This window comes from Enterococcus sp. E4-223 (assembly GCF_035727065.1).
In the GTDB taxonomy this organism is placed as follows: Bacteria; Bacillota; Bacilli; order Lactobacillales; family Enterococcaceae; genus Enterococcus_B; species Enterococcus_B faecium.
In genome coordinates this window covers 187,406-214,374 of record NZ_JAPMLH010000005.1, presented here as the reverse complement: position 1 = coordinate 214,374, position 26,969 = coordinate 187,406, and the positions used below count along the sequence as shown (strand labels likewise).

At 39.1% G+C, this 26,969-nt stretch carries 26 protein-coding genes; 18 read left to right on the top strand and 8 right to left on the bottom strand.

The window, feature by feature from the left end; genetic code table 11:
- Nucleotides 1-135 precede the first annotated feature (135 nt).
- Nucleotides 136-1,866, bottom strand: a complete 1,731-nt coding sequence (gene spxB, locus OS139_RS08875) for a pyruvate oxidase (protein WP_002332028.1) — start codon at nt 1,864-1,866, stop codon at nt 136-138.
- Between the two features lie 164 nt (nt 1,867-2,030).
- On the opposite strand from spxB, the gene OS139_RS08870 reads away from it, so the two are divergent.
- Nucleotides 2,031-2,849 carry a ZIP family metal transporter gene (locus OS139_RS08870; RefSeq protein WP_002294342.1) on the top strand — a complete coding sequence of 273 codons (819 nt, stop codon included), beginning with the start codon at nt 2,031-2,033 and terminating at the stop codon, nt 2,847-2,849.
- Nucleotides 2,850-2,950: 101 nt separating this feature from the next.
- Here the strand turns inward: OS139_RS08870 and OS139_RS08865 are convergent, their stop codons facing one another.
- On the bottom strand, nt 2,951-3,148 hold the full coding sequence (locus OS139_RS08865; protein WP_002294340.1) for a hypothetical protein: 198 nt from the start codon (nt 3,146-3,148) through the stop codon (nt 2,951-2,953).
- 168 nt (nt 3,149-3,316) lie between these two features.
- On the opposite strand from OS139_RS08865, the gene OS139_RS08860 reads away from it, so the two are divergent.
- Nucleotides 3,317-3,895, top strand: coding sequence for a TMEM175 family protein (locus OS139_RS08860; protein WP_002288651.1), 579 nt, complete (start codon nt 3,317-3,319; stop codon nt 3,893-3,895).
- 92 nt (nt 3,896-3,987) lie between these two features.
- Nucleotides 3,988-4,125, top strand: a complete 138-nt coding sequence (locus OS139_RS08855) for a hypothetical protein (RefSeq protein ID WP_002294338.1) — start codon at nt 3,988-3,990, stop codon at nt 4,123-4,125.
- A gap of 801 nt (nt 4,126-4,926) precedes the next feature.
- Here OS139_RS08855 and OS139_RS08850 read toward each other — a convergent pair.
- A complete protein-coding gene (locus OS139_RS08850; protein ID WP_002332027.1) occupies nt 4,927-5,430 on the bottom strand; it encodes a VanZ family protein in 504 nt (167 codons plus the stop codon).
- A gap of 357 nt (nt 5,431-5,787) precedes the next feature.
- On the opposite strand from OS139_RS08850, the gene OS139_RS08845 reads away from it, so the two are divergent.
- The 3 genes from OS139_RS08845 to OS139_RS08835 all read left to right on the top strand — a co-directional run bounded on the left by OS139_RS08845 (nt 5,788) and on the right by OS139_RS08835 (nt 8,606).
- A complete protein-coding gene (locus OS139_RS08845; RefSeq protein ID WP_002325164.1) occupies nt 5,788-6,813 on the top strand; it encodes an FUSC family protein in 1,026 nt (341 codons plus the stop codon).
- 322 nt (nt 6,814-7,135) lie between these two features.
- Nucleotides 7,136-8,014, top strand: coding sequence for an acyltransferase domain-containing protein (locus OS139_RS08840; protein WP_016627881.1), 879 nt, complete (start codon nt 7,136-7,138; stop codon nt 8,012-8,014).
- Between the two features lie 475 nt (nt 8,015-8,489).
- Nucleotides 8,490-8,606, top strand: a complete 117-nt coding sequence (locus OS139_RS08835) for a putative metal homeostasis protein (protein ID WP_002288644.1) — start codon at nt 8,490-8,492, stop codon at nt 8,604-8,606.
- Nucleotides 8,607-9,016: 410 nt separating this feature from the next.
- Here OS139_RS08835 and guaA read toward each other — a convergent pair whose 3' ends face one another.
- Both guaA and coaA read right to left on the bottom strand, forming a co-directional pair.
- Nucleotides 9,017-10,582 carry a glutamine-hydrolyzing GMP synthase gene (gene guaA, locus OS139_RS08830; protein WP_002298578.1) on the bottom strand — a complete coding sequence of 522 codons (1,566 nt, stop codon included), beginning with the start codon at nt 10,580-10,582 and terminating at the stop codon, nt 9,017-9,019.
- Nucleotides 10,583-10,640: 58 nt separating this feature from the next.
- On the bottom strand, nt 10,641-11,564 hold the full coding sequence (coaA, locus tag OS139_RS08825) for a type I pantothenate kinase (protein WP_002288627.1): 924 nt from the start codon (nt 11,562-11,564) through the stop codon (nt 10,641-10,643).
- A gap of 195 nt (nt 11,565-11,759) precedes the next feature.
- Here coaA and OS139_RS08820 point away from each other — a divergent pair, with 195 nt between their 5' ends.
- From OS139_RS08820 to deoD, 12 genes are all read left to right on the top strand, one after another.
- Entirely contained in the window at nt 11,760-12,365 is a 606-nt protein-coding gene (locus OS139_RS08820) for a class I SAM-dependent methyltransferase (RefSeq protein ID WP_002325169.1), read from the top strand.
- A gap of 313 nt (nt 12,366-12,678) precedes the next feature.
- The gene (locus OS139_RS08815) at nt 12,679-13,695 is read left to right on the top strand and encodes a LacI family DNA-binding transcriptional regulator (RefSeq protein WP_002291103.1); all 1,017 of its coding nucleotides are present in this window, start codon (nt 12,679-12,681) and stop codon (nt 13,693-13,695) included.
- A gap of 140 nt (nt 13,696-13,835) precedes the next feature.
- Nucleotides 13,836-15,137 carry a pyrimidine-nucleoside phosphorylase gene (locus OS139_RS08810; RefSeq protein WP_002289207.1) on the top strand — a complete coding sequence of 434 codons (1,302 nt, stop codon included), beginning with the start codon at nt 13,836-13,838 and terminating at the stop codon, nt 15,135-15,137.
- 45 nt (nt 15,138-15,182) lie between these two features.
- Nucleotides 15,183-15,845 (top strand): deoxyribose-phosphate aldolase, encoded by a 663-nt coding sequence (gene deoC / locus OS139_RS08805; RefSeq protein ID WP_002332025.1) that lies wholly within the window; start codon nt 15,183-15,185, stop codon nt 15,843-15,845.
- Between the two features lie 20 nt (nt 15,846-15,865).
- Nucleotides 15,866-16,264: a cytidine deaminase gene (locus tag OS139_RS08800; protein ID WP_002291109.1), complete on the top strand. Its 399-nt coding sequence runs from the start codon at nt 15,866-15,868 to the stop codon at nt 16,262-16,264.
- Between the two features lie 65 nt (nt 16,265-16,329).
- The gene (locus OS139_RS08795) at nt 16,330-17,412 is read left to right on the top strand and encodes a BMP family lipoprotein (RefSeq protein ID WP_002332024.1); all 1,083 of its coding nucleotides are present in this window, start codon (nt 16,330-16,332) and stop codon (nt 17,410-17,412) included.
- Nucleotides 17,413-17,623: 211 nt separating this feature from the next.
- A complete protein-coding gene (locus tag OS139_RS08790; RefSeq protein ID WP_002289202.1) occupies nt 17,624-19,186 on the top strand; it encodes an ABC transporter ATP-binding protein in 1,563 nt (520 codons plus the stop codon).
- Nucleotides 19,179-20,312, top strand: a complete 1,134-nt coding sequence (locus OS139_RS08785; protein ID WP_002332023.1) for an ABC transporter permease — start codon at nt 19,179-19,181, stop codon at nt 20,310-20,312. Before OS139_RS08790 ends, OS139_RS08785 begins: the two co-directional genes overlap by 8 nt.
- Nucleotides 20,312-21,268, top strand: a complete 957-nt coding sequence (locus OS139_RS08780; RefSeq protein ID WP_002289200.1) for an ABC transporter permease — start codon at nt 20,312-20,314, stop codon at nt 21,266-21,268. The genes OS139_RS08785 and OS139_RS08780 overlap by 1 nt, the downstream gene beginning before the upstream one ends.
- Nucleotides 21,269-21,366: 98 nt before the next feature.
- Complete coding sequence (gene deoB, locus OS139_RS08775; RefSeq protein ID WP_002289199.1) at nt 21,367-22,533, top strand: phosphopentomutase; 1,167 nt, start codon at nt 21,367-21,369, stop codon at nt 22,531-22,533.
- Nucleotides 22,534-22,556: 23 nt separating this feature from the next.
- Nucleotides 22,557-23,375, top strand: a complete 819-nt coding sequence (locus OS139_RS08770; RefSeq protein ID WP_002289198.1) for a purine-nucleoside phosphorylase — start codon at nt 22,557-22,559, stop codon at nt 23,373-23,375.
- A 16-nt stretch (nt 23,376-23,391) separates the two neighbouring features.
- Nucleotides 23,392-24,099 carry a purine-nucleoside phosphorylase gene (gene deoD, locus OS139_RS08765; RefSeq protein WP_002289197.1) on the top strand — a complete coding sequence of 236 codons (708 nt, stop codon included), beginning with the start codon at nt 23,392-23,394 and terminating at the stop codon, nt 24,097-24,099.
- Nucleotides 24,100-24,396: 297 nt separating this feature from the next.
- On the opposite strand, the gene gpmA is transcribed toward deoD, so the two are convergent.
- From gpmA to rpiA, 3 genes are all read right to left on the bottom strand, one after another.
- On the bottom strand, nt 24,397-25,083 hold the full coding sequence (gene gpmA, locus OS139_RS08760) for a 2,3-diphosphoglycerate-dependent phosphoglycerate mutase (RefSeq protein ID WP_002294321.1): 687 nt from the start codon (nt 25,081-25,083) through the stop codon (nt 24,397-24,399).
- A gap of 171 nt (nt 25,084-25,254) precedes the next feature.
- Entirely contained in the window at nt 25,255-25,836 is a 582-nt protein-coding gene (locus OS139_RS08755) for a recombinase family protein (protein WP_002294320.1), read from the bottom strand.
- A gap of 132 nt (nt 25,837-25,968) precedes the next feature.
- On the bottom strand, nt 25,969-26,652 hold the full coding sequence (gene rpiA, locus OS139_RS08750) for a ribose-5-phosphate isomerase RpiA (RefSeq protein WP_002294319.1): 684 nt from the start codon (nt 26,650-26,652) through the stop codon (nt 25,969-25,971).
- Nucleotides 26,653-26,969: the final 317 nt, after the last annotated feature.

Sequence of the window (26,969 nt, the reverse complement as noted above, 5' to 3'; positions counted from 1 at the left end):
ATAGCGCAGTTGTCACAACCTCTTGATACACGGTGTTTAAAAGCTTGCATCTGCGGTAATAAGCCCAACCAAACGAAAAATAGGAGGAGCTATTTTTGTTTGGCTGTTCTTATTACTTGATGCAGACCAGCTTTTTCACAACCTCTTTTCATATAATTCATTCAATACTGGCAAATCATGGACTTCATATTTTTCTTTGAATGCTTGGATTTCTTCTTCAGAATATTTTCTTGGATCTAAATGCAGATCTTCTACTGGCAATGGGCGCTTGTTATTGATCTTCACATCGATTACTACAGGACGATCTGATTTTGCAGCTGCATCAAAGGCAAATCGAAGTTGCGAGTATTCTGTGACTGTAAAGCTATTTGCCCCGAGCGCTTCTCCAACTTTACCGAAATCTGCATCTTCTAAAAATACACCAAATTTCTTTTGTTCCGTATCTTCTTGTTCTGCTTCGATGAAACCAAAAGAATCATTCGAAAAGACAACATTAATAATTGGAAGCTGATATTTGACTTGTGTAATGATATCTTGCATGACCATAGCAAATCCGCCATCACCACTTAAGGTAAATACTTGTTTTTCTGGGTAGCTTAGTTGTGCGGCAATTCCTCCTGGCACACCATTACCCATAGTTGCGAACCATCCAGATGTCGTATGTTTTTGTTTACCGTTCATATTCAATAAACGAATAGAATGGATAGTCGTGTTACCGACATCTGTGACGAAAATCGCATCGTCTTCAGCAATACGATTGATTTCTTTATAGACAGCCTCTGGACGAATCGGTTCTTCCTCTCGATCTTCAAAAGATTTCAACCAATTTACCCATTTTTCTTTATTTTCTTGATTTGCTAGGTACCAGCTATCAGCAGGGCGAGCATCCCCTAACTCGACAAGTCTTTGCAAAGCTGTGTTTGCATCACCGAGGATCGACAAAGATGTTTCATGGCGTCGTCCAAATTTTGACGCATCGATATCGATTTGGATAAATTCAGCAGTTGGATTAAAAAATGCACGTCCAAATGGGAAGTCGCTACCGACAAATAAGATCAGATCGGCTTCTGCCAATGCTTCATTTCCGGGTTTAGTAGCGACACGTCCAGCAAAACCAAGAAAGTTTTCATAATCATCAGGAATAATTCCTTTTGCTAGAACGGAAGCGACAATAGGAACTGAAAAATGTTCTGAGAATTTTTTGATTTGTGGAAATCCGTTTCGCGTTCCTTGACCAACATAAAGAACTGGTTTTTTTGCTTTTTCAAGATAAGGCAAAGCAGCTAGCAAATCTTTTTCTTCTGGTAATATCACACTTGTTTTGTGAGTGTGAGCGGTGGAGAAAGGTTGTTCGTCAATTTCTTCAAAACCAAGATCAACAGGGATAGTCACGATAGCCACGCCTTTATGCTCATAGGCGGCTTTAATGGCTTCATCTACTACATGCGGAAGACTTTGTGGTGTCATGACTGTACGATTGTATACGCTGACATCTGCGAAAATAGGATTTTCATTTAGTTCCTGGAAAGAGTTATAGTTCATGGATGTAGAAGCAACTTGTCCTAAGAACGCTACTAGAGGCACATGGTCCATCTGTGCATCATACAAACCATTGATCAAATGTGTCGCACCAGGTCCTGCAGAGCCGAAGACAGCGCCGACTTTCCCCGTTAATTTTGCATCTGCAGCGGCTGCGAGTGCGCCGACTTCTTCATGACGAACTTGAATGTAGTTGATTTCGGTTTTTTCTTGATATAGCGCATCCATAATTGAATTGAAAGATCCTCCGGGAATGCCGTAAATATGGTCGATACCCCAGCTTTCAAGAACTTTTACCATTGCGATTCCTGCATTGATTTTTGACATGGTGTTTCACTCCTTTAGCAATGATGATACATAAATTTTTTGTATCTAGAGTATAGAACTTTTTATCGAAAATCCCAACTAATTCGTCTTTTCACAAAAATGTAGTCATGTTTTTGGGAATATGCTAGAGTAGTACATAGATAGATTCAAGAGAGGGGAATGGCATGGTTGAATGGCTATTGAGACTTGAACCTTGGCAGCAAGCACTTGCTGGGACAGCTTTTACTTATTTTATGACAGCTCTTGGTGCCGGGTTGGTTTTTTTCTTTAAAGAAATCAAAAAAGAAGTGCTAAACTTGATGTTAGGATTTGCTTCTGGTGTCATGATTGCTGCAAGTTTTTGGTCTTTGTTAGATCCGGCTATTACAAAAGCAGAAGAAAATGGAGATATTGCTTGGCTAGTTGTAAGTATTGGGTTTGGTTTAGGCGGTGTGTTTTTATATATGGCAGATAAAACACTGCCCCATATGCATTTTGGACCACAACATGAAGCAGAGGGATTGCCTACCCATTTAAAACGGACGATCTTGCTTGTTTTTTCTATTACATTGCATAACATTCCTGAAGGTTTAGCCGTGGGGGTAGCATTCGGTGCAGCAGCAACTGCGGATAATCCGACAGCCGCTATATTAGCCGCTGTTTCGGTGGCGCTAGGTATTGGTATCCAAAACTTCCCAGAAGGAGCAGCTGTATCAATCCCGTTGCGACAAGAAGGTCTGAGTCGTAAAAAGGCCTTTGTTTACGGACAAGCTTCTGGAATCGTTGAACCAATTGCTGGAGTGATTGGAGCGCTACTAGTAACGAAAGTGGAGCTGCTGCTTCCTTATGCACTTGCTTTTGCCGCAGGAGCAATGATTTATGTCGTGGTGGAAGAATTGATCCCCGAAGCACAGCAGACATTGTCCAGCAAACGTCATTTTGCAGTTTTTGGCGTCATGAGTGGATTTATCATTATGATGATTTTGGATGTGGCATTAGGATAAATAAAAAAATATATATGATATATCAAATAGGGCCGCGAACTTATATCGCGACCCTATTTTTTTAGTAAGTTATATCATAATGAAGTGAATGGTATCATACATTAATAATAGTTTTTTCTATGTGTATTTCCTTTGATCCAGCGAACAAGCCAGATGATAAGTGCGATTGGGATTAGAACTTTGACCGCAAACCATAAAAGCCCGCTTAGGACACTGACAAAAAGACTGATGACGAAGCTAGCTGCAATTAGCACTAAAAGAACCATGAAGATATTTAAGAACATATTTTTTTGACGCATACAAAACCCTCCTCTTGTTCATTCTTTACTATAGAAAAAGTATAACAGGGATTGTTTAAAAACACCTCCAACTGAAGACTGATTTTTACTTCATCTACTTAAATGATCAAACAATTGCTTTTTCTCTGGTTTATCATCTAAAATAGAGCGGAAAAGGAGGAGAATATCATGCCTAAAAATCGTCTTGAAGCATTTACAGATGCTGTAATCGCGATTATCATGACTATTTTAGTTTTAGAACTTCATGAACCTAACGGAGATACGTGGGAGGCGCTCGCTGCATTAGGTTACCGATTTTTTATCTATATTGTCAGTTTTATCATTTTAGCGATTTATTGGAACAATCATCATCATTTATTTCAAGTTGTACATAAGATAAATGGACGGGTCTTATGGGCGAACAGTTTCTTTGTTTTTGCGCTTTCGCTTTTTCCGTTTGCAACTTCATGGATCAGTGAGTACATCAATAGCCTGGCTCCAGAAATGACTTATGGTTTTGTTACCTTGACCGCTAATATTGCGTATTATATCTTGGCAAAAGAACTTGTCAAAGCAAATAAAGGCCACGAGAAAGCATTGAAGGCGATGTTGAATAATTACAAGAAATCGTATCTATCGATTGGCTTGAATGTGTTAGGAATTGTCTTAGGGTATTTAGTAGCACCCGTAGCCGTGCTGATCGCAAACATCGTGATTCTAGCTGCTTGGATCATCCCAAGTCGTACCATCGAATCACAATATCGGTAAAATGATCCGTGTTTAAAATTTAAGAGAAAAATATAGAAAAAATAAATAAACGATCAAATATCCGAGTGATACTAGTATTCAAAGGGATGCAGATGGATCAAAAAAGAATTCATGTAGGACTGATTACTAGTTTTGTCACGATGCTTATTTATTTGGATCAAGGTCATTTGACTTGGACAGTAGTTGGTGTCGTAGGATTTTTGACATTATTCACAGCAATAAAAAAATAAACATCTTTATGTAATCTGATGTTCTATCTATTTAAGAAAAGCATGTTTACAGCAGTATGATTCTGTTGTAAACGTGTTTTTATTTGTGGAAAATTTAATTTTTAGAAAAGTGTATCGAAAAATAGATAGTTAGTTTTTCCACAGTGGATAACTTCGTAAGAGATAAAAATAAAAAACTAGTCAAAGAAGGGCGTATAGATTTCTTTTGATAGGAGATATACAACAGAAATGAATAAATATTAACGTGTTTTCAAACAGTATAAAACGGTGTGGTTTTTGGAATAAAAAAATAACGTGTCTCATTTTATGCTTTTGTTATTTTATATTTAAAAAATAACGACACAGAAAATATCGTGTCTCAGATTTCTCTACTACTTCTAAAAACTACTGTTTTTTTCCTTTGAAATGCCTTCAAAAAGTAGGATCAGGCAGAATATACTGGCAGAATCAAGGAAAAGGGAGCCTAAATAAGGAGAAAAACCATAGAAAATGTAAAGTAATTACTTATAAAACAAGCTTTTTATAGAAAAACAATATACCTGAGCAGGGTATAAATTAAGACGGAATTCCTTTCTAGATTGAGATATTGACTAGGAAGAATGTTAAGCCTTTAAGCTAAAAAACCCTTTTTGTTAAATAAGGGGAATATAGCCTGTCAGTTTCAAACTGCAAGTCGTCCTGCTGCAATAATATAGTAGATTAGAGATGAAAATAGATTTTTTTAAACCAATGACTGAATAAAAAGACCGTCATAGATACACATTGGAATGTGTCTATTACGGTCTTTTTTTACGAACGATTTTATTGAAGACGGACAGTTCGGGTCAAAAATAAAAAAGCTACGATCAGAAATAAGAATAAAATGTATCCCAAAATAATGGCTAGACGGTCTAACTTATTTGTCGATAGATGTTTGTTTAGAAGCTGATAGGCCCATAAACCTATCAGTCCTCCTGTTGTATTAGTTATCAAATCAGTGATGTCCGCTACGCCAATACCGAATAGGAATTGAATCAATTCTGCCAAGAAGCTTACAAGGAAAATAATCCCTAATTTTTTAGAAAAGGAAAGCCCTTTGAAATTGACATTCAAAAGCACCCCAAAAGGAAAAAAGACAATCAAGTTATAAGTGGTTTCGCGCAAAACCGTCGTATTTTCAAAAGAAAAAGTAGAAAAAGGGACGAGATTGACATTGCTGTAAGAATAAGTGAGAAATTGTGGAAGATTAAATGATAGCTTGAATAAAATCAACCATAATAGAAAGAATAAATAAATCCCTAATAAAAATTTTGATACATACCGCATAGACATCTCCTCCATTTAAAAAGTATACCATCGAAAACCGCTGAAAAATCATAAAAAAGTATGAAGTTTAAGGACCAGCGTAGTTACCGTGCGAAAATTAGAAGCTTTTTTTGTTGGGAATCCGGTTTCTTTAACAAAGCTAAGATAGCGAGTTGCTTGGAAAACTTGCTATCTTTTTTATGTCAAAACGACTCGGAATGTTCGTGTTTTGTTCTAATTTCTCCAAGTTGTTTACTTTTTGATACTAATTTTATGAAAAATCAAGAAATAGTTGTTATACTAGGTAATGCTGACAAACGGGATTGGCATTTCATTTTGATTCAGCTTCTTTTCAAATCACTAGGAAGGAGGGATAGATTGTTCAAGACTTATTTTCGTTTCAATAAAATACAAGATAATCCTTTTCGTATCATGAACCTGATGCTACTTATCTTTATCGTATTATGGTTAGGTTACATAAATCATGACTTTTTGATTTCAAGTTTTTCATCATTAGGAATCTTTACTTTTTTCTATTATCAAAACATACCGATGAAATCTTTGTTGAAACGTATGTTTTTGATCGGTTGTGGTCTTTTGTTTGCTTTCGTTTTGGGGATCTTATCGACTTATGTTTTATGGCTTGAACCATTTGCCGTAGCTTTGGTTGCTTTTTCCAGCAGATTCGTGTTGCGATTATTCCATATCTCTAAACCAGGTGGCTTGTTTTTTGCGATGCTTTCTGCCATGGGAACGAGCATGCAGCTGCCAATCGCTCAATTACCGATCGTCTCGCTTTATTTTTTTATGGGTGTCGTTTTTGCCCTGATTGCGGCAGTGATTACAAAACTACTGGATTCACGGCCTGAGCAGACAATTGAAAAAGCAACTTTAAAAGAAAGATTTCACGAAGAGCCTTTAGTGATCATTGATTCTGTTTTCTACAGCGCTGCCTTATTTCTTTCCGTTTATGTCAGTCACGGCTTGAATCTGCATAATCCTTATTGGTTGACCTTGTCATGTGCATCGATTTTGCTAGCAGAAAATTTGGATGCGATGAAGCATCGACAAGTCCAATATCTGATTGGATCGATGGGTGGGTTATGTGTGTCGGCATTCTTGTCATTTGTGCCGTTTACGCAGTTGCAGACCATTTTTCTGATCACTTTTCTATATGGAATCGCACAATTTCTAGTTGCTAGAAATTATGCAGTTGCTAATATATTTCTTAATCCGATGGCGTTGATGCTATCTACACTTATTCGTGGAGCATACTTGATTTCTTTGATCGAATATCGTTTTTTAGGGATCGTCATAGGAAGTTTCATCGGTTTAGGTGTTGCGTGGGTAATGACGGTTGGTTTGCAACATTATTTAACGGTTGTTCGTCAAAAATTAGAATAGAAGGACAAATATATGTGCCAAAAGAGGTTATGACAAGATTTTTGTCACAACCTCTAATTCAAGGTGTTCAAAAGCCAGATTCTCAGCATTAAGTCAAATTCACACAAAAATGTGGAAAGGAACTTTCAAAAAAATTTTATATTTATTCTATCAAAAAATTTTGTTTATGATGGTAACTGAATAAACTTTCCTGAGATGGTCAATGCTTTCTTTGAAAGTCTTACAGATATTCTTTCTTCATAGAAAGTTTAAGTTTTATAGTTAGTGTACAATAAAAGTATGTTTATACCATATGGTGTCCGGATAATCAGTCATTTAAACAATGAGGTTCAAAGATATGAAAAGGGGAAATTTGATGAAGAAAATAAGCAATGAAATCCAAATTCTGGCAGAAACTTTAACTCTTCCCAAAGTCGTTATAGACCAAATGATTGTACAAGCAAAAAACATCCTTGATGAGGTGTTTGAGCAATATAGTCATGAACTAATGGATCCTAATAAAGCAAAGGCGGCTGCAAAGAAAATAGACAAAGTCTATGAAGAGGAACCTTTTGCAGCATTAGCTATTTATCTATATGCAGCTTCTCAAAGTTGGAAAAAAATTTATCAACCATTGAAGATTCCAAGAACTATCTATTTGGCAACAATGAATGCTTTTACTAGATTTATTCATGAACATTTCCAAGTAACAGGAAGCTATCGCTTTGACCGTGGTTTTTGGATTTGGCATTACACTAGTGGCTTGATCTTTCGGATTGGTGAATTGGAGTACGAAATGACATATTTTCCGAAAGGGTACACGGATCTAAGATTAGAAGGAAAGCAGTGCCTTTCTCTTCATATTCCTTCCGATGCAGATTTATCTCAGAATAAGATAAGAGATAGTTACGAAAGTGCCATTCGTTTTTTTGAACTTTATTTTCCTGATTACCATTACCAAGTGATGTACACAGATACTTGGTTACTATCACCCAATCTTACTAAATGGTTGAAAAAAGAGTCAAAAATCTGTCTTTTTGCAGCCGATTATCGATTATTATCAGTTGATGAACAGGACGATAATGGAGTCCCTTGGATCTTTGGACGAGTAGATGCCCAAATACATGATTATCCAGAAAGTACGAGTTTACAGCGACAAGCAAAAGAGCAATTGCTTGCAGGCGAGCACATTGGCTCTGGCTTAGGTATTCTCACTTCATAAGTTTAGTACTTCGAAATAGTTTAAAAGAGCGTGAGACAAAAGTAAAGAACACTTTTGTCTCACGCTCTAAACACGTATAAACGGCGGAAGCAGAAGCAACTCCTTCGGAAATAAGCTGAAATTCACAAAAATTTGAAAAGCAATTTTCGTGAATTTCTTCTTATTTCTTGGAGTTAAACGCTTCTGTCCCAGCCTCTTTTTTAGTGTTCTATCGAACAAACAGTACGTTCAATAGGTAAACTAGCTATAACAATAGATATTAAAGTTAACGGACAAGAGGGCCTTTTTTAGGTAGCTAAAACGTAATAATGAAAATTTATTTCTAGAGATAGGAGTCAATCAGCTAGTCTGATCGACTGTTTTAACAAGTTGACTTTCTTTTTAACTTTTGATACCATTTAAAACACAAATCGTAATTGTTTCGATTTGTGTTTTTTAGCATGACTACAATCAAAGAAGAAAGTGGGTCGTCCATATGGAAAAAACAGATATCTCAAGTGCATACCGCCGCTTGAAAAGTCCAAATATCAAAACACGAAAACGTGCGCTGAAGATCATCAAAGATGTGAAACGGAATAGTGGGAAAAGGTAAGAAGAAGGAAACTTAATTAAAAAAATAGCCGAAAAACGTTTTTCGGCTATTTTCAATAATCGGTTTTTGTGTAAGGTTTCCGAAAGAACTGCTGTTGATTTTCCATTTTTAACATATGATAAATTGGTAGAATCTTTCTTTTCAATTTGATACCATTCCCTAATTCCAGTTATATAGTTAACTACAGAACCACAAAGCACGTACGTTTATAAAAGTATTATCTGTAGTTATTTTTCAATTCCCTTTCAACCTCTTATTTTGACCAGTAGTATTGATCACTTTACCTTTTAACACCTTTGTTCGTTTTTGAAACATTTTTAGTTCCATTCTGTCACGATAGAAGGTTGGTTACAAAAATAAAAAAAGAACCGCGAACCCCTTTAGTATCAAAGGATTCACGGTTTCTTTTATTATTCCCACTCCACTGTTGCTGGTGGTTTAGAAGTGATGTCATACACGATACGGTTGACGTGGGCTACTTCGTTTACGATACGTACAGAGATTTTTTGCAAGACTTCCCATGGGATACGGGCAAAGTCAGCGGTCATTCCGTCGATTGAAGTTACAGCACGGATACCGACTGTGTAGTCGTAAGTACGTCCGTCACCCATAACACCGACAGAGCGGATCCCTGGAAGAACAGTGAAATATTGCCAGATATCACGGTCAAGTCCAGCAGCTGCGATTTCTTCACGCAAGATAGCATCAGATTCGCGTACGATTTCTAGCTTGTCTTCAGTGATTTCGCCAAGAACACGAATACCAAGACCAGGACCAGGGAATGGCTGACGCCAAACGATTGAATCAGGCATGCCTAACTGAGTCCCTAATTCACGGACTTCGTCTTTGAATAATGTGTTTAATGGTTCGATCAATTCAAATTGCATATCTTCTGGCAGTCCGCCTACATTATGGTGAGATTTGATCGTTTGTGCTGTTTCTGTACCAGATTCGATAACGTCAGTATACAACGTTCCTTGTGCTAAGAAAGAGACGCCTTCTTCACCAGCAAGTTTTGTTGCTTCGTCATCAAAAACATATACGAATTCATTCCCAATGATTTTACGTTTTTGTTCTGGGTCAGATACACCTTTCAACTTGTCTAAGAAGCGATCTCTTGCATCGACTTTGATGATGTTCAAGCCGAATTTTCCGCCTAGACTTTCCATTACTTGTTCCGCTTCGCCTTTGCGTAGCAGACCATGGTCAACGAAGATAGATGTCAATTGGTCACCAATCGCTTTTTGTAAAAGAACCCCAACGACACTAGAATCAACGCCGCCTGAAAGACCAAGCAAGACTTTTTTGTCACCAACTTGTTCACGGATTTTTTCTACTTGCATATCGATAAAGTTATCCATTGTCCAGTTACCTTCACAGTGACAAACATCAAAGGCAAAGTGGCGCAGCAATTCGATTCCGTATTCGGAATGACGTACTTCTGCATGGAATTGGATACCATAAAAATTACGTGTTGTGTCTTGGATAGAAGCAATCGGACAATCTTTGCTTGTTCCGACTGTTTCAAAGCCTTCAGGAACTTTAGTTACCAAGTCGCCATGGCTCATCCATACTGTTTGTTGTTTTGGTGTTTCTTTAAACAAGACAGCTTGATCGCTTGTTACTTCTAACAAGGCTTTCCCATATTCGCGGTTTTTAGCAGGCTCTACGGAACCGCCAAGTTTGTACGTGATCAATTGCATACCATAGCAAATCCCTAATACAGGAATACCTAAATTGAAGATCTCAGGATCGATCCCAAATGCATTCTCATCATATACACTGTTTGGTCCGCCAGAAAGAATGATTCCCTTTGGATTCATCGCTTTTACTTCTTCTGCAGTAATGCGGTGGCTCAATAATTCGGAAAAGACTCCAAGATCACGAATACGTCTTGTGATCAATTGGTTATACTGACTACCGTAGTCTAATACGATAATCTTTTCAACGTTCGTCATATCGGCAACGTTTGTCAAATTTATTACCCCTATCCCTTTAAATTTTATCTCAAAATAGTCAAACTATTTTAAAATGCTAATATTTTCGCATGAAAATCGAATCGATAATATGATTTTCAGTTTTATGGAGAATTATATCGGCTCTTCCTCGTGTAGGCAAGATATATTCCTGTAAATTTTTCAAATTCACATTTTTCCATACATCTTTTGCCATTTTAAAGGCTTCTTCACGATCTCCGATAGCAAAACGATAATAATAATTCTCTGGATTTTGGAAAGCCGTATCCAGTAACGCGCCAAAACGATCCAAATACCATTTTTCGATCAGCACGGGATCAGCATCGACATAGACAGAAAAATCAAAAAAGTCGCTGACGTAGATTTGCTGATTCGCAGGTAATTGAAGCGTATTGATCCCCTCAACGATCAAGATATCAGGTTGCTGGATCAATTCGTACTTGTCTGGAATGATATCATACACATCATGTGAGTAAACAGGTACTTTTATCTCTTCCTGACCAGATTTTACACGGTTCAAGAAATCGATCAGCATCTCCATATCATAACTTTCAGGAAATCCTTTACGGTCCATGATTCCACGCTCTTTTAATATACGATTTGGATAAAGAAATCCGTCAGTCGTGATCAGCTGAACGTTTCTTCGTTTGAAGGTACGAGACAAAATCGTCTGCAGCAGTCTGGCTGTTGTACTTTTTCCAACGGCTACACTTCCGGCGATCCCGATAATAAAAGGCGGTACTTCTACGTATTTATGAAGAAATAAACCTTTACTCAAGAACAAAGATTCAAATTCTTTCATATAAAGATAAATCAGATGAGCAAGAGGTACATAGATATCTCGAACATCCTGCATGGAAATGCGGTCATTCAAACTTTTGATATTATCTAGTTCATCTTGTGTCAAAGGTGCTTGCCCATTACGATAAAATTCTCGCCATTCTTCTCTTGCCACACGGTAGTAGTTCATTGGATCATTCATATTAGCCTCCTGCGTTCTCCCATCAATGGAACTATTTTAACACAAAATAAACGCAAACCCCACCACTTAAGAGAGATTGCCGATCTTTTTGTATAATCTTTATAATAGAAAGAAACGTAGTCTTATTCTTGACTTGCGCACGGATACATAAAAGGATAGACTGTTGTCATGAAAGAAATGAGAAGGATGGAAGACATGACAAATCATTACTATTCTGAACGCCCAGATACGGCGCACGATTTTGAACAATGGGCTTTTGAGTTAAAAGGCAGAACCTTTCAATTTGTAACAGATTCTGGTGTATTTTCACGTGAAACAGTGGATTATGGTTCACGTGTCCTGATTGATGCTTTCGATTGGGAAGAGTTACCTGATGAAGGAAAGATCTTAGATGTGGGATGCGGATATGGACCGATTGGGTTAGCTTTGGCATTTGCGACACAGCGGTTTGTTGAAATGGTCGACATTAATGAACGAGCGGTAAGTCTAGCGCAAGGAAACGCAAAGCGTAACCAAATCGAACATGTTGATATCCATCAATCGAATATCTATGAAGCAGTTCATGAAGAAACCTATGCAGCTATCGTAAGCAATCCGCCGATCCGTGCTGGAAAAAAAGTTGTACATGAAATTTTGACAGGCGCATATCATCGGTTGAAGAAGGGCGGTACACTGACAATTGTGATCCAGAAGAAACAAGGAGCGCCGAGTGCGCAAAAGAAAATGGAAGAAACATTTGGCAATGCAGAAATCGTCACAAAAGATAAAGGATATTATATCATCAAAAGTGTGAAAGAATAACTAGCTGAAAAATAGTGGAGCGACGAAAGAGTGGAACTGGGCGTACATATTACATATATGGTACGTATCAGTTCTTTTTTTGTTGAGAAGTTTTTAAAAACAAAGAACTATTTTTTCTTCAAAAAGAAATAGTAGGAACAGAGTCGTTGTTTTTTACGATAAAATAAATAAGATACAGAACTTGTATAGAAGGCTGCCAAGTCGGTAGATAAAGGAGATTTTTATCAAAAAACATACTTTCCTTTTTTCTCTATTCTTTTCTTGGGGGTTTTGGTACACTGATAGGGAATTTAGATAGAAGGGAGCCAATAGGATGAAGCTGACCATCAGAGATATCGCAGAAATGGCAGGCGTATCAGTAACAACTGTCTCACAGATTTTGAATAACAAAGGAAGCAGATTTAGTGATAAGACAAGGAAAAAAGTGTTGTCGATCGTGAATGAACATCATTATAAGCCCGATTATTTCGCTTCAAATGTGATCAATCGACATTCAAAGACCATCGGAATGATCGTCCCTGATGTCACTGATTTCTTCTTCTCCAAACTGATCGAAGGTGTAGAGAGCTATTTGAATCCTTTGGGCTATGTGATCATGTTATGCAATTCTCGTCATAGCCAAGAAAATGAGATCAAGTATTTACAAGAGCTTTCCCACCGCTCAGTGGACGGAATCTTGCTGGCCACACCAAATATTTTACCTGAGAAATACGCATTAGACAGCGGATTTTATCAAAAAATGCCAATCATTTTAATCGATCGCGGATTGAATCGTCGGGATAATGGACGGCTTATCGTAAAGGAATATGAGGGCGCCTATCAAGCTGTTTCGCTGTTTATTGAAAGTGGCCATACGAAGATCGGCATGCTGAAGGAAACCACTGGATACTATCAATTAGAAGAACGTTTCAACGGATATCGTCATGCGCTGAAAGATCATGGCCTGCCTTTTAATGGGAAATTTGTTGAACATGGAGAGTTGACTGTTCAAGGTGGATATACTGCATCAAAAAAATTACTCAAACATAAAGATATCACGGCTATTTTTTGCGGGAATGATGCCATGGCGATCGGATGCTATCAGGCGATCGATGAATTGGGCAAAAAAATCCCAGAAGATATCTCAGTCATAGGATTCGATGGATTAAAGCTGTCAGAATACATGATTCCGCAATTGACGACAGTGCAGCAGCCAAGTTTTGATATTGGATTTTATGCTGCACGTTTCCTGATCGATACGATCGAATTTCCTCAAAGAAAAGTTCCGAACAAAGTGTTCGAAACAAAATTAATTATTCGTGAGAGCGTAAAAGTATTGACAAAGGGCTAACTCGGCGGTATATTGCTTATGTAAGCATTTACAAAGGCGAGTTAGTGCTTTTTTTATTTTTAGTAAACCAGTTTACTAAAGTGGTTTACCTTTCCTAAAAATAATGTATAATACCGAATGAAGACAAGGAGGATCAGGCAATGCGAATGGTGGATCTGATTGAAAAAAAGAGGGATGGAAACGAGCTGTCGAAAGAGGAAATCGAGTACATCGTCACGAACTATACGAATGGAAAGATTCCAGATTATCAAGTCAGTGCCTTATTGATGGCAATTTTTTATCAAGACATGACAAATGAAGAAATCACGAACTTAACATTGGCGATTGCTAATTCTGGTGATGTCATCGATTTGAGTTCTCTTGAAGGAATAAAGGTAGATAAGCATTCGACAGGTGGCGTTGGTGACACGACCACATTGATTTTAGCCCCCCTAGTAGCTAGTGTTGGAGTGACAGTGGCTAAAATGTCTGGACGCGGTCTAGGTTACACAGGTGGTACACTAGACAAGCTAGAAGCAATTCCCGGATTTCAGATCGAGCTTTCGGATGAAGAATTTGTACGCATTGTTAATGAAAGTAAAGTAGCGGTAATTGGTCAATCAGGAAACTTGGCACCGGCGGACAAAAAATTGTATGCCTTGCGTGACGTCACAGCGACCGTTGATTCTCTTCCGCTGATTGCCAGTTCGATTATGAGTAAAAAAATCGCGGCAGGAGCAGATGCAATCGTTTTGGATGTGACCACTGGAGACGGTGCTTTCATGAAGAACATCGAAGATGCAAGACGTCTGGCAAAGACCATGACGAGCATTGGGAAACTGGCTAACCGAGAAACAGTGGCGGTTATCTCAGATATGTCAGAACCTCTTGGCGAAGCTATCGGAAATAGTCTAGAAGTTGTCGAGGCAATCGAAACATTACAAGGAAATGGTCCAGAAGATCTAGTAGAAATGTGCTACGCCTTAGGAAGCCAAATGGTTGTTCTTGCTGGCAAAGCTAAGACAACCGATGAAGCAAGAACGTTGCTTCAAGAAGCTCTGGAATCTGGTAAAGCGTTAGCAAAATTCAAAGAAATGATCCAAAATCAAGGGGGAGACCCAGCGATCGTGGAACATCCAGAACGAATTTTGACTGCACGCTACACAATGGAGCTTCCTGCTAAACAAAGCGGAGTTGTGTCAAAAATCGTGGCAAATGAATTAGGAATTGCTGCAATGATGCTAGGTGCTGGGCGTAAAACCAAAGAAGAAGATATTGATCACGCTGTTGGATTGAAACTGCATAAAAAAATTGGTGACACTGTGACAAAAGGTGAGTCACTATTGACGATCTATAGTAACGACGAAGAAATCACTTCTGTCATTGAATTATTATATAAAAATATTGAAATTGGTGAATCGGCAATGAAGCCAACGTTGATTCATGACATCATCACAGAATAAAGGAAAAAAGCGGACTTTACCGTTTTAAAGAAAAGGGGAAAAGAAATGGAACTAAACCGAATGATCGACCATACTATTTTGAAAGCAGACGCATCTAAAGAAGCTGTGATGCAAATTATCGAAGAAGCAAAAAAATACCATTTTTATTCTGTCTGCATCAATCCAGCATGGGTTGCGCTAGCGAAAGAACAATTACAAGGTGAGCCAGTAGCCGTATGTACAGTAATCGGGTTTCCTCTAGGAGCAAACACACCCGAGACAAAAGCATTTGAAACAACAGATGCCATCAATAACGGTGCAGATGAAGTCGATATGGTCATCAATATCGGTGCTTTGAAATCAAAGGATGATCAACAAGTCCAAAAAGATATCGAAGTAGTTGTTGAAGCAGCAAAAGATCGTGCGCTTGTCAAAGTTATTATTGAAACATCGTTATTAGATAGAGAAGAAATCATCCGAGCTTGCGAAATAGCAAAAGCTGCAGGCGCTGATTTTGTCAAAACATCAACTGGTTTCTCAACAGGCGGAGCAAAGGTAGAGGATGTCCGTTTGATGCGTGAAACTGTAGGACCAGAAATGGGTGTCAAAGCTTCCGGCGGTATCCATAACGAAGAAGAAGCAATGGCAATGATCGAAGCTGGTGCTACAAGAATCGGAACAAGCGCAGGAGTAGCAATCGTATCTGGTTCAACTGGTGAAGGCTATTAATTTTTTCAAAGGAGAAGCTCATGGCAGAACTCAAACAAGAATGGATCAACACAGCTATTGAAGCGTTAGATAAAGCCTATGTTCCTTATTCCCATTTTCCGGTAGGCGCTTGTCTCGTAACGGAATCAGGCAAGATTTATCAAGGTATCAACATCGAGAATGCATCATTTGGATTAACGAATTGTGCCGAGCGCACAGCTTTCTTCAAAGCCGTATCAGAAGGAGAAAGATCGTTTACCCATTTAGTCGTAGCAGGGCACACCCCGGATCCTATTTCTCCATGTGGTGCATGTCGGCAAGTAATGGCAGAGTTCTGTGCTCCTGATATGCCGGTTACGCTAGTGGGAGACAATGGTGTGACGAAGGCAACGACCGTTCGAGAACTACTGCCTTATGCATTTACTGAAAAAGATCTATAACTCATGTTCATTCAGTCAGCTGACTGTTGAAAAATAAAACAATTATTTTAGGAGGCTTTACAGAAATGAAAAAAGCAAAATTATTTGGTTTAGGTGCTGTCGCACTAGCAGCAGGGTTATTTTTAGGTGCATGCGGCAACAACGGCTCTACTGATTCATCCGGTGGCAAAAGCTCATCAGACACAACAACTGCAGCATTGATCACAGATACAGGTGGTGTAGACGACCGTTCATTCAACCAGTCAGCTTGGGAAGGATTACAAAAATGGGGGAAAGATCAAGGTCTTTCACGAGGCAATGATGGCTTCCAATACTTCCAATCTTCAAACGAATCAGATTATATCCCAAATATCGACCAAGCATTGAATGCTGGATTCAAAACGATTTTTGGTATTGGTTATAAACTAAAACCAGCGATCCAAGAACAAGCAACAAACAATACAGGTACGAACTTCGTTATCATCGATGATGTGATTGACGGATTAGATAACGTTGTATCTGCAACTTTCAAAGACAACGAAGCTTCTTATCTTGCAGGTGTTGCAGCAGCTTATACGACTGAAACAAACGTAGTCGGCTTTATCGGCGGTGTAAAAGGTGAAGTAATCGATCGTTTTGATGCTGGATTCAAAGCCGGTGTTGATGCAGGTGCGAAAGAATTAGGAAAAGAAATCAAAGTATTGAATCAATATGCTGGTGACTTCTCTGCTCCAGATAAAGGACGTTCAATTGCTCAAGGTATGTATGCACAAAACGCAGATATCATCTTCCATGCTTCAGGCGGTACAGGTAACGGTGTATTCCAAGAAGCAAAATCATTGAACGAATCAGGCGACAAAAAAGTATGGGTTATCGGTGTTGACCGCGACCAATCAGACGAAGGCGAATACACATTAAACGGCGAAAAGAAAAACTTCACATTGACATCTACACTGAAAGCAGTTGGAACAGTAGTAGAAGATTTGGCACAAAAATCAGCGGACGGTAAATTCCCTGGCGGCGAACACACTGTTTATGGATTGAAAGAAGACGGTGTTGGTCTAACAGAAGGACAACTTTCTGACGAAGCGAAAAAAGCAGTTGATGAAGCAAAAGAAAAAATCATTTCAGGTGACGTAAAAGTTCCAGAAACTCCTGAAGAAAACTAAAACCATTTCTATAGCCTTGTTAGACACATGTTTGACAAGGCTATGGTTTGATTAGAACAAGAATTGTTCATTTATCCAAGCTGCCTTGTGACAGTTTGGATAAGGGAACAACTCCCTGAAGTAATGTTTGTTTCAAAAGAAGAACGCTCACTAAGCGTGAATCTTAGTCAATCGTTGCCCTAGATAGAAATCGTTAGGATGTGAAAAAAAGGTGGTTCAAGAAAATATTGTCATAGAAATGCAGAATATTACCAAAGAATTTGGAACATTCAAGGCAAATGACAACATCAATTTACAAGTAAAGGCAGGAGAAATTCATGCGTTGCTTGGAGAAAACGGTGCTGGCAAATCTACATTGATGAACGTGCTTTCCGGATTATTAGAGCCGACATCAGGGAAAATTTTGATGCGTGGGAAAGAAGTAAAGATCACAAGTCCAACCAAAGCCAACCAATTAGGGATTGGGATGGTCCATCAGCACTTTATGCTTGTTGATGCCTTTACTGTAACAGAAAACATCGTGTTGGGAAGCGAGCCTAGTCGCGCAGGGATGCTTGACCATAAAAAAGCACGAAAAGAGATCCAAAAAGTTTCTGAACAGTATGGATTGTCAGTCAACCCAGATGCTTACGTTCGTGATATTTCAGTTGGGATGGAACAACGGGTAGAAATTTTAAAAACACTTTACCGAGGAGCAGATGTACTGATTTTTGATGAGCCGACAGCTGTATTGACCCCTCAAGAAATTGATGAATTAATCGTGATCATGAAGGAATTAGTCAAAGAAGGCAAGTCGATCATTTTGATTACGCATAAGTTAGATGAAATCAAAGCAGTAGCTGACCGCTGTACAGTTATCCGCCGTGGAAAAGGAATCGGTACAGTCAACGTTAAAGACGTAACCTCACAACAATTAGCCGATATGATGGTTGGAAGAACGGTTTCATTCAAAACGATGAAAAAAGAAGCGAAGCCTCAAGAAGTCGTTTTGTCTATTGAAAATCTAGTGGTGAAAGAAAATCGTGGATTAGAAGCCGTGAAAAACTTGAACTTAGAGGTTCGTGCTGGCGAAGTACTTGGTATCGCTGGAATCGATGGAAACGGGCAGTCGGAGTTGATCCAAGCTTTGACTGGTTTGCGAAAGGCAGAAAGCGGACATATCAAGCTAAAAGGGGAAGACATCACTAATAAAAAACCCCGAAAAATCACTGAACATGGTGTAGGACACGTGCCAGAAGACCGTCATAAATACGGGTTAGTCCTAGATATGACATTATCTGAAAATATCGCACTACAAACCTATCATCAAAAACCTTACAGTAAAAACGGCATGCTGAATTATTCAGTAATGAATGAACATGCCAGAGAATTGATCGAAGAATATGATGTTCGAACAACGAATGAACTTGTTCCCGCAAAAGCTTTATCAGGCGGAAATCAGCAAAAAGCAATTATCGCTCGTGAAGTCGACCGAGATCCTGATCTGTTGATTGTTGCAAATCCAACTCGTGGACTGGATGTAGGTGCGATCGAATTTATTCATAAACGTCTGATCGAACAAAGGGACAAATACAAAGCAGTGTTACTGATCAGTTTCGAATTAGAAGAAATTTTAAATGTTTCGGATCGTATTGCTGTTATCCATGAAGGAGAAATTGTCGGTATCGTTGATCCGAAAGAAACATCTGAAAATGAATTAGGTCTATTGATGGCGGGCTATACCTTAGAAGAAGCACGAAAAGAGTTAGAAAAGGGGGCTGGCGCACATGAATGATCGCAGCGAGAAATTCCGTAATTTATTAGTGCCTGTACTTTCAGTTGTTTTAGGATTGATCTTAGGCGCGATATTGATGGCTGCTTTTGGTTTTCAGCCCATCCAAGGTTATTCTTCTATGCTAGATGCAGCCCTTGGTTCGCAAAGAGGGATAGGTGAAACGTTAAGGCAAGCAACGCCGTTGATTTTTACAGCATTAGGTTTTTCTGTAGCTAACTCAGCTGGGTTTTTCAATATTGGGCTTTCTGGACAAGCACTTTGCGGGTGGATCGTCAGTGTCTGGGTGGCACTTGCGTTTCCAGATCTGCCAAAAGTTGTTTTGCTTCCGTTATGCGTGATCTTAGGTGCCTTAGCTGGTGCGATGGCAGCGGCTGTTCCAGGTTTACTTCGAGCATTTTTTGGAACAAGTGAAGTGATCGTAACAATCATGATGAACTATATCTTATTATACGTAAGCACATTTGCTTTACATGAAGTGATGCCTGAAAGCTATCGCTCAAGTTTGGACTCTTCCAATATGATCAGTCAAAATGCCTCACTGCGGTTACCATGGTTAACACAAGCTTTTGGCGGCTCTCGCGTAAACTCAGGATTATTTTTAGCAATCATCGCGCTTATTTTCGTTTGGCTGCTGATGAAGAAAACGACTTTAGGATTTGAAATCCGTTCTGTTGGATTGAATCCTTTTGCTTCTGAGTATGCAGGAATGAGTAGTAAACGTACGATCGTTTTGTCGATGGTCATTTCTGGCGCTTTGGCAGGGCTTGGCGGTGTGGTTGAAGGATTAGGAACGTATCAAAACTTCTTTGTTCAAACGACTTCGCTATCTATTGGATTTGACGGAATGGCTGTCTCCTTGCTTGGTTCTGGATCAGCAATCGGTATTCTTTTATCAGCGATCTTGTTCAGTATTTTGAAGATCGGTGGACTTGGCATGCAGACAGGAGCAGGTGTTCCGTTTGAGATCGTCAATGTATCGATTGCTTTGATTATCTTCTTTGTCGGGATCAACTTCCTGATTCGTTTCGTCATGGCTAAAGTCTTTCAAGGGAAAAAACAAGAAGAGATCGTTGCGATAATCGAATCGAAACCAACGAATCAAAACCATGAAGGGGGCGAACTATAATGTCGACTATCGAATTAATTGCCTTGATCCTTACTTCTACACTGGTTTATTCAACACCGCTAATTCTAACGTCACTAGGCGGAACTTTTTCTGAACGAAGCGGGATCGTAAACGTAGGGCTAGAGGGAATCATGGTCATGGGTGCTTTTAGTTCCATCGTTTTCAACTTGACGATGAGTCCATCACTTGGTTCTATGACACCATGGATCGCTATTTTAGTGGGTGGCGTCGTAGGTATCCTATTTTCTCTGATTCACGCAGTAGCAACAGTCAGTTTGCGTGCTGACCATATCATCAGCGGGACAGTAATTAATCTGATGGCACCTGCTTTAGGTGTTTTCTTGATCAAAGCATGGTATGGTAAAGGTCAAACTGATAACATCACGCAGAATCTGGGGTATTTTTCTTTCCCAGGATTAGCAGATATTCCGGTCATTGGACCAATTTTCTTTAAAAATACATTCTTACCTGCTTATTGTGCTATTTTGATTGCTGTCCTAGCTTGGGTGATCATCTTCAAGACGAAATTCGGCTTACGCCTCCGTTCAGTTGGTGAAAATCCTCAAGCTGCCGACACATTAGGTATCAATGTATATGCTATGCGTTATTCAGGCGTACTGATTTCTGGCTTGTTAGGCGGTATGGGCGGTGCTGTTTTTGCTCAGTCGATTTCCGGTAACTTTTCAGCTGGTACGATCGTTGGACAAGGGTTCATCTCCATGGCTGCTATGATCTTTGGTAAGTGGAATCCTTTAGGGGCAATGGGTGCCTCATTGTTCTTTGGTTTTGCTCAAAGCTTGAGTATCATTGGCGCACAATTACCAGTTATTTCTTCGATTCCGCCAGTATTGCTGCAAATTGCTCCATATTTGCTGACAATCATTGTGCTGGTTGTTTTCTTAGGGAAAGCTTCTGGTCCAAAAGCAAACGGGAAGAACTATATCAAATCAAAATAATCTTTTAGCGAATAAAAAGGGTGGGTTACGGGAAGTGTTTTTCGTCTCGCCCTTTTTGTTTTAAAGGCAATAAAAATAAAAAGAAAGAAGGAATAATCATGTTTAAACGCGTACATCTGATCGTCATGGATTCAGTAGGAATTGGAGAAGCACCAGATGCCGATAAGTTCGGTGATGTTGGTTCTGATACATTAGGACACATTGCGAAAGAAGCAGGATTGAACGTTCCACATTTAGAGCAGCTTGGTTTAGGAACAATCCGTCCTCTTGAAGGTGTGGAATCAGTGAAAGATCATCAAGGCTATGCGACGAAATTAGAAGAAGTTTCTGTAGGGAAAGATACGATGACAGGCCACTGGGAAATCATGGGATTGAATATCAAAACTCCATTTCGTGTGTTTCCTAACGGATTCCCTGATGATCTGATCAAACAAATCGAAGAATTTTCTGGCCGTAAAGTCGTATGTAACAAACCTTATAGCGGAACAGCTGTTATTGACGATTACGGTGAACACCAAATGAAAACAGGCGATTTAATTGTATATACTTCTGCCGATCCTGTCCTTCAGATCGCGGCACATGAAGAAATCATTCCTTTAGAAGAATTATATCGGATTTGCCAATTCGTTCGTGATATAACAAAAGATGATCCGTATATGATTGGCCGAATCATTGCACGTCCGTACGTGGGTGAACCAGGAGACTTCACACGAACAAGCAATCGCCATGATTATGCGTTGAATCCATTCGGACACACAGTCCTTGATTCTTTGAAAGAAGCAGGAAAGGACGTGATTGCTGTTGGAAAGATCAACGATATTTTCAACGGACAAGGAATCACTGAATCTGTCCGCACGAAAAGCAATATGGATGGCGTTGACCAGCTGCTGAAAGTTATGAAAAACGATTTTTCAGGAATCAGCTTTACCAATTTAGTAGATTTTGATGCATTATACGGTCATCGTCGGGATGTAGTCGGCTATGCGCATGCGATTGAAGAATTTGACTTACGAATTCCAGAATTGCTTGAAGCGATGGAAGAAGACGACTTGCTAATGATTACAGCCGATCACGGAAACGATCCGACGTTTACTGGTACCGATCATACGCGAGAATATGTACCGTTATTGGTTTACAGTAAAAAAATGAAAGAACAAGGGGCATTGCCTCAAGGATATTATTCAGATATTTCAGCAACGATTGCTGAGAACTTTAGTGTTTCTTCGACTGAAAATGGCGAAAGCTTCTTGAAATTATTAAAATAATCTTTTTAAATAGGAGAAAGCAAATGACCAAGTTAAGCGAGATGTTACAAGAAACGACCCAGTTTATCCTTGATAAAGGAGTAAAAGAAATTGATTTTGGTTTGATTCTAGGTTCAGGATTAGGTGAATTAGCAGATGAAATCGAAGATGCTGTAATGATTTCTTATGATGAGATCCCGTTCTTTCCTGTTTCGACAGTAGTTGGGCATGCAGGAAAGCTAGTTTATGGGTCTCTGGCAGGCAAGAAAGTGTTAGCCATGCAAGGGAGATTCCACTACTATGAAGGTCATTCCATGCAAACAGTGACCTATCCAGTACGTGTGATGGCCGGGCTAGGGGCCCATTCAGTCATTGTGACTAATGCATGTGGTGGTGTCAACGAATCATTTGTACCAGGAGATTTGATGCTGATTACCGATCATATCAATTTTACTGGTGAAAATCCTTTGATCGGTCCGAATGAAGATGCAATGGGCCCTAGATTTCCAGATATGAGTCAAGCTTATACGCCTGACTATCAAGCAACAGCAAAAGCAGCAGCAGAAAAACTAGGTTTGGATCTTAAAGAAGGCGTATATATGGGCTATTCTGGACCAACTTATGAAACGCCTGCGGAGATCCGAATGTCTCGGACAATAGGAGCCGATGCAGTAGGGATGTCGACTGTTCCAGAAGTCATCGTAGCAGCTCACAGCGGATTAAAAGTGTTAGGAATCTCTTGTATTACCAACTTAGCAGCAGGTATGCAAGCGAATCTGAGCCATGAAGAAGTTGTAGAAACAACTCAGAGAGTCAAACAATCTTTTAAAGCATTGGTTAAAGAAACATTGACATTATTGTAATAGGAGGAACAATAAAATGAGTGTGCATATTGAAGCGAAAGAAGGCGAGATCGCCGATAAGATTTTACTTCCGGGAGATCCTTTGCGAGCTAAATATATTGCGGAGACTTTTTTGGAAGATCCAGTTTGTTACAATCAGGTACGCGGTATGTTAGGCTTTACCGGCAAATATAAAGGAGAACGTATTTCTGTTCAAGGAACAGGAATGGGAATGCCATCAGCCACCATCTATGCCCATGAATTGATCCAGTCGTATGGTGTAAAGAAATTGATTCGAGTAGGTACATGCGGTGCATTGTCAAAAGACGTCCATGTTCGTGATTTAGTACTAGCACAAGGTGCAGCGACCAGTTCTTCGATGATCGAAAAAAATTTCCAAGCCTTTCATTTTCCTCCAATCAGTGATTTCAATCTATTACTGAAAGCATATGAGATAGCTAAAGAAAAGGGCTATACGGTTCATGTAGGAAATGTTCTTTCGGAAGATTCTTTCTACAAAGATGATTTGACAGAGACATTCCAATTAGCTGAACTTGGCGTTTTAGGAGTGGAAATGGAAGCAGCGGCTCTTTATTACTTAGGCGCGAAATACCATGTGCAGACATTAAGTTTGATGACCGTTAGCGACCATTTGATCACCGGTGAAGAAACAACAGCTGCAGAACGTCAATCTACGTTCAATGAAATGATCGAAGTAGGATTGGAAACAGCGATAGCAGAATAAGAAGGAAATGAAAAAGCTGCCCTGCATTAAGTAATAAGAACATCCAAGCAAAAATAGCTCCTCATGTTTTTGACTTGGCTGGACTTATTATTGCAAATGTAAGCTTTTGAACACCGTTTACTAAGAGGTTGTGAATCTGCCGTTTAACTCTGAGTCACAAGGAACAATTTCAAAAAACAGCTTTTCATGTTTGATGAATATTGTGACTTGTGACCGAGAAGTTGGCAGGAGAACACCGTTTATACGAAAAAAGGGACTGTGACAAATCGTGTCACAGTCCCTTTTTTATAGTGTTTTTTATAGGTAGTATTTTTTAGCAACTGTTAAGTCATCATTTAATTCATAAACAAGTGGTTGACCTGTTGGAATTTCAAGATCCATGATGTCTTCGTCAGAGATACCTTCGATATGTTTAGCTAGGGCGCGTAATGAGTTACCATGTGCAGCTACTAAAACAGTTTTGTTGTCTAGTAATGCTGGAGCAATTTCATCTTGCCAGAATGGCAAAGCGCGTTCTAATGTCACTTTCAAGTTTTCTCCACCAGGAATATCGCGTTTGTCTAACATTGCGTAACGACGGTCATTTGCTGCAGAACCTTCGTCAGTTTCTTCCATTAATGGAGGAAGAGTATCGTAAGAACGACGCCAGATGTGTACTTGTTCGTCGCCGTATTTTTCAGCTGTTTCTTTTTTGTTCAAACCTTGTAATTTACCATAGTGACGTTCGTTCAAGCGCCATGATTTGATTTGTGGTACCCAAAGTTGATCTGAATATTCTAAGATCAAGTTACATGTTTTGATTGCACGAGTTAAAACAGAAGTGTAAGCAACATCAAATTCGATTCCAGCTTCTTTGATTTTGCGTCCGCCTTCTTTTGCTTCTTCGATTCCTTCTGGTGCTAGATTTACATCAGCCCAACCAGTAAATTGGTTCAATGCATTCCATTCACTAAGACCGTGACGAGAAAAAACTAATTTTGGCATGTTTAGCTCTCCTTTTAAGATAGGTTTATATTTCTGAAATTTTCAGTTCTGTTTTATTGTACAATTTTTTGGAAGAGATTTCCATCGAAAAATTAGATAAGATTCTATGAGAAAACAAGTAGAGAATATAAAAAAACGAACAGTGCCCACGCAACTGTTCGTTTTTAGGTATTAGATGCATAATTGCTCGATTTCTTTTTCAGGTAAATTGATATATTTATAACATGTTCCAACTGAAACACCGCATTTTGAAGAAATAAATTGGATCGTTTCTTTTTTTTCATAATAGAGACGTCGGATTTTTTTGATCGTTTTTGCATCGATTTTTGGTCTTCCGCCGATTTTTCCTTTTTTACGAGCTTCATCTAATCCAACTAATGTACGTTCTTTGATCAATGCGCACTCCATGTTTGCTAGGTTTTCCATTAATTGGAAATAGATTTTTCCCATTTCGCGCGTATCGATTCCTTCATCAAGACTAATCAAGTGTAGCCCGCGATCTTTGAATAATTGCGTGAGTTCTGTTAATTGCCGCGTAGATTTGCCTAATCGATGAAGTTGGCAAATGACTAGTGCATCGCCTTGTTGCATGTCAGCGATCACTGACTCCAAATGAACAGCAGTAGAATCATTTTGTTCCACTTCATATGTCTCATGGAAAATTTCTTGACAACCAAAGTCAGATAATTGATCAACCTGAGTTGTTAAATCAACGTCATTTATGGTTGTGCGTGCATAACCAATAATTTTCATGGTGATTCCTTTCTAGCAGTGATTTTCTAACTGGATATAACAGTAAAAATGTAGCATAAAGTACGTCAAAAAGATAGTTTTTTCGCAAATTTTCCGCTGTCTTTTTTTATTGGATGATCAAGCAGTTTTTCTTTATTTACGACGGATTGCGTCAAGAATCTCAACGCCTTTTTCTGAGCCGACAACTACTTTAGAAACCATGTTTAGGAAAAGCCCATGTTCTACTACCCCAACAAGTTCATCTAAATAGGTAGCTAAGCTTTCTGGCTGTTCGATGACTTCTAGATGCAGATCAATGATGTAATGACCACCATCTGTGGTTAGGACTTCTCCGTTTTCGTCTGTACGCAAGACAGGTTGGAATCCTTTTTCTTCAAAAATATGAAGTAGCTGTTGGGAGCCATAAGGGATCACTTCAACTGGGAGTGGGAACTTCCCAAGTTTATCGACTAATTTAGAAGAATCAACGATCCAAATCGTTTCTTTTGAGTACGTAGCGACTATTTTCTCGAAAAGCAAAGCAGCGCCGCCGCCTTTGATCCCTTGAAAATCAGCACTGATTTCATCAGCACCGTCTATTGTCAAATCGACTACGGGGACTTCATCAATACTCTTTAACGGTATTCCTAATTTTTCCGCTTGTTCTTTTGTCGCATTTGAAGTAGTAACTCCTGTGATACGTAAACCTTCTTCACGCATACGGCGACCAATCTCTTCTACCATATAATAGGCGGTTGAACCGGTCCCGAGACCTACGATCATCCCGTCCTTTACGAATTTCGCGGCTTCAATGCCAGCTAATTGTTTTAAATTCATCTTTGCGTCCACCTTTTTTTAGTTTGAGCATCGTGCTTTCCTCACTATTTTAGCGTGATTTACGGTAAAAAGATACCATTCTTTTTTATTCCAATAAAGCTTTTTCAAAAAAAATTGCATCTCTTGTTGACATGTTTTTTCATTCGTGATATTCTAACAAAGGTGCTTTATCTACAGGTTTCTGTGAAGAAACGTGCTGACTGTTTATCAAAGCATATTTGATAAGGATGCAGACATTGCATTTATTTTTTATCGCAAAAAAAGAACCACCTGGATGTGTGGAACTAGACGCAAATCGTGGGAAGGAGGAAACAAGG

Coding starts and splice junctions, on each gene's coding strand:
- OS139_RS08855 (WP_002294338.1), top strand. CDS start 3,988: ATGGATCAAAAAAGAATTCATGTAGGACTGATTACTAGTTTTGTCACG.
- OS139_RS08770 (WP_002289198.1), top strand. CDS start 22,557: ATGACCAAGTTAAGCGAGATGTTACAAGAAACGACCCAGTTTATCCTT.
- OS139_RS08850 (WP_002332027.1), bottom strand. CDS start 5,430: ATGCGGTATGTATCAAAATTTTTATTAGGGATTTATTTATTCTTTCTA.
- deoC (WP_002332025.1), top strand. CDS start 15,183: ATGGAACTAAACCGAATGATCGACCATACTATTTTGAAAGCAGACGCA.
- deoB (WP_002289199.1), top strand. CDS start 21,367: ATGTTTAAACGCGTACATCTGATCGTCATGGATTCAGTAGGAATTGGA.
- OS139_RS08755 (WP_002294320.1), bottom strand. CDS start 25,836: ATGAAAATTATTGGTTATGCACGCACAACCATAAATGACGTTGATTTA.
- gpmA (WP_002294321.1), bottom strand. CDS start 25,083: ATGCCAAAATTAGTTTTTTCTCGTCACGGTCTTAGTGAATGGAATGCA.
- OS139_RS08780 (WP_002289200.1), top strand. CDS start 20,312: ATGTCGACTATCGAATTAATTGCCTTGATCCTTACTTCTACACTGGTT.
- OS139_RS08870 (WP_002294342.1), top strand. CDS start 2,031: ATGGTTGAATGGCTATTGAGACTTGAACCTTGGCAGCAAGCACTTGCT.
- OS139_RS08815 (WP_002291103.1), top strand. CDS start 12,679: ATGAAGCTGACCATCAGAGATATCGCAGAAATGGCAGGCGTATCAGTA.
- OS139_RS08820 (WP_002325169.1), top strand. CDS start 11,760: ATGACAAATCATTACTATTCTGAACGCCCAGATACGGCGCACGATTTT.
- OS139_RS08865 (WP_002294340.1), bottom strand. CDS start 3,148: ATGCGTCAAAAAAATATGTTCTTAAATATCTTCATGGTTCTTTTAGTG.
- OS139_RS08840 (WP_016627881.1), top strand. CDS start 7,136: ATGAGGTTCAAAGATATGAAAAGGGGAAATTTGATGAAGAAAATAAGC.
- spxB (WP_002332028.1), bottom strand. CDS start 1,866: ATGTCAAAAATCAATGCAGGAATCGCAATGGTAAAAGTTCTTGAAAGC.
- OS139_RS08785 (WP_002332023.1), top strand. CDS start 19,179: ATGAATGATCGCAGCGAGAAATTCCGTAATTTATTAGTGCCTGTACTT.
- coaA (WP_002288627.1), bottom strand. CDS start 11,564: ATGAATGATCCAATGAACTACTACCGTGTGGCAAGAGAAGAATGGCGA.
- OS139_RS08810 (WP_002289207.1), top strand. CDS start 13,836: ATGCGAATGGTGGATCTGATTGAAAAAAAGAGGGATGGAAACGAGCTG.
- rpiA (WP_002294319.1), bottom strand. CDS start 26,652: ATGAATTTAAAACAATTAGCTGGCATTGAAGCCGCGAAATTCGTAAAG.
- OS139_RS08860 (WP_002288651.1), top strand. CDS start 3,317: ATGCCTAAAAATCGTCTTGAAGCATTTACAGATGCTGTAATCGCGATT.
- OS139_RS08835 (WP_002288644.1), top strand. CDS start 8,490: ATGGAAAAAACAGATATCTCAAGTGCATACCGCCGCTTGAAAAGTCCA.
- OS139_RS08800 (WP_002291109.1), top strand. CDS start 15,866: ATGGCAGAACTCAAACAAGAATGGATCAACACAGCTATTGAAGCGTTA.
- OS139_RS08795 (WP_002332024.1), top strand. CDS start 16,330: ATGAAAAAAGCAAAATTATTTGGTTTAGGTGCTGTCGCACTAGCAGCA.
- deoD (WP_002289197.1), top strand. CDS start 23,392: ATGAGTGTGCATATTGAAGCGAAAGAAGGCGAGATCGCCGATAAGATT.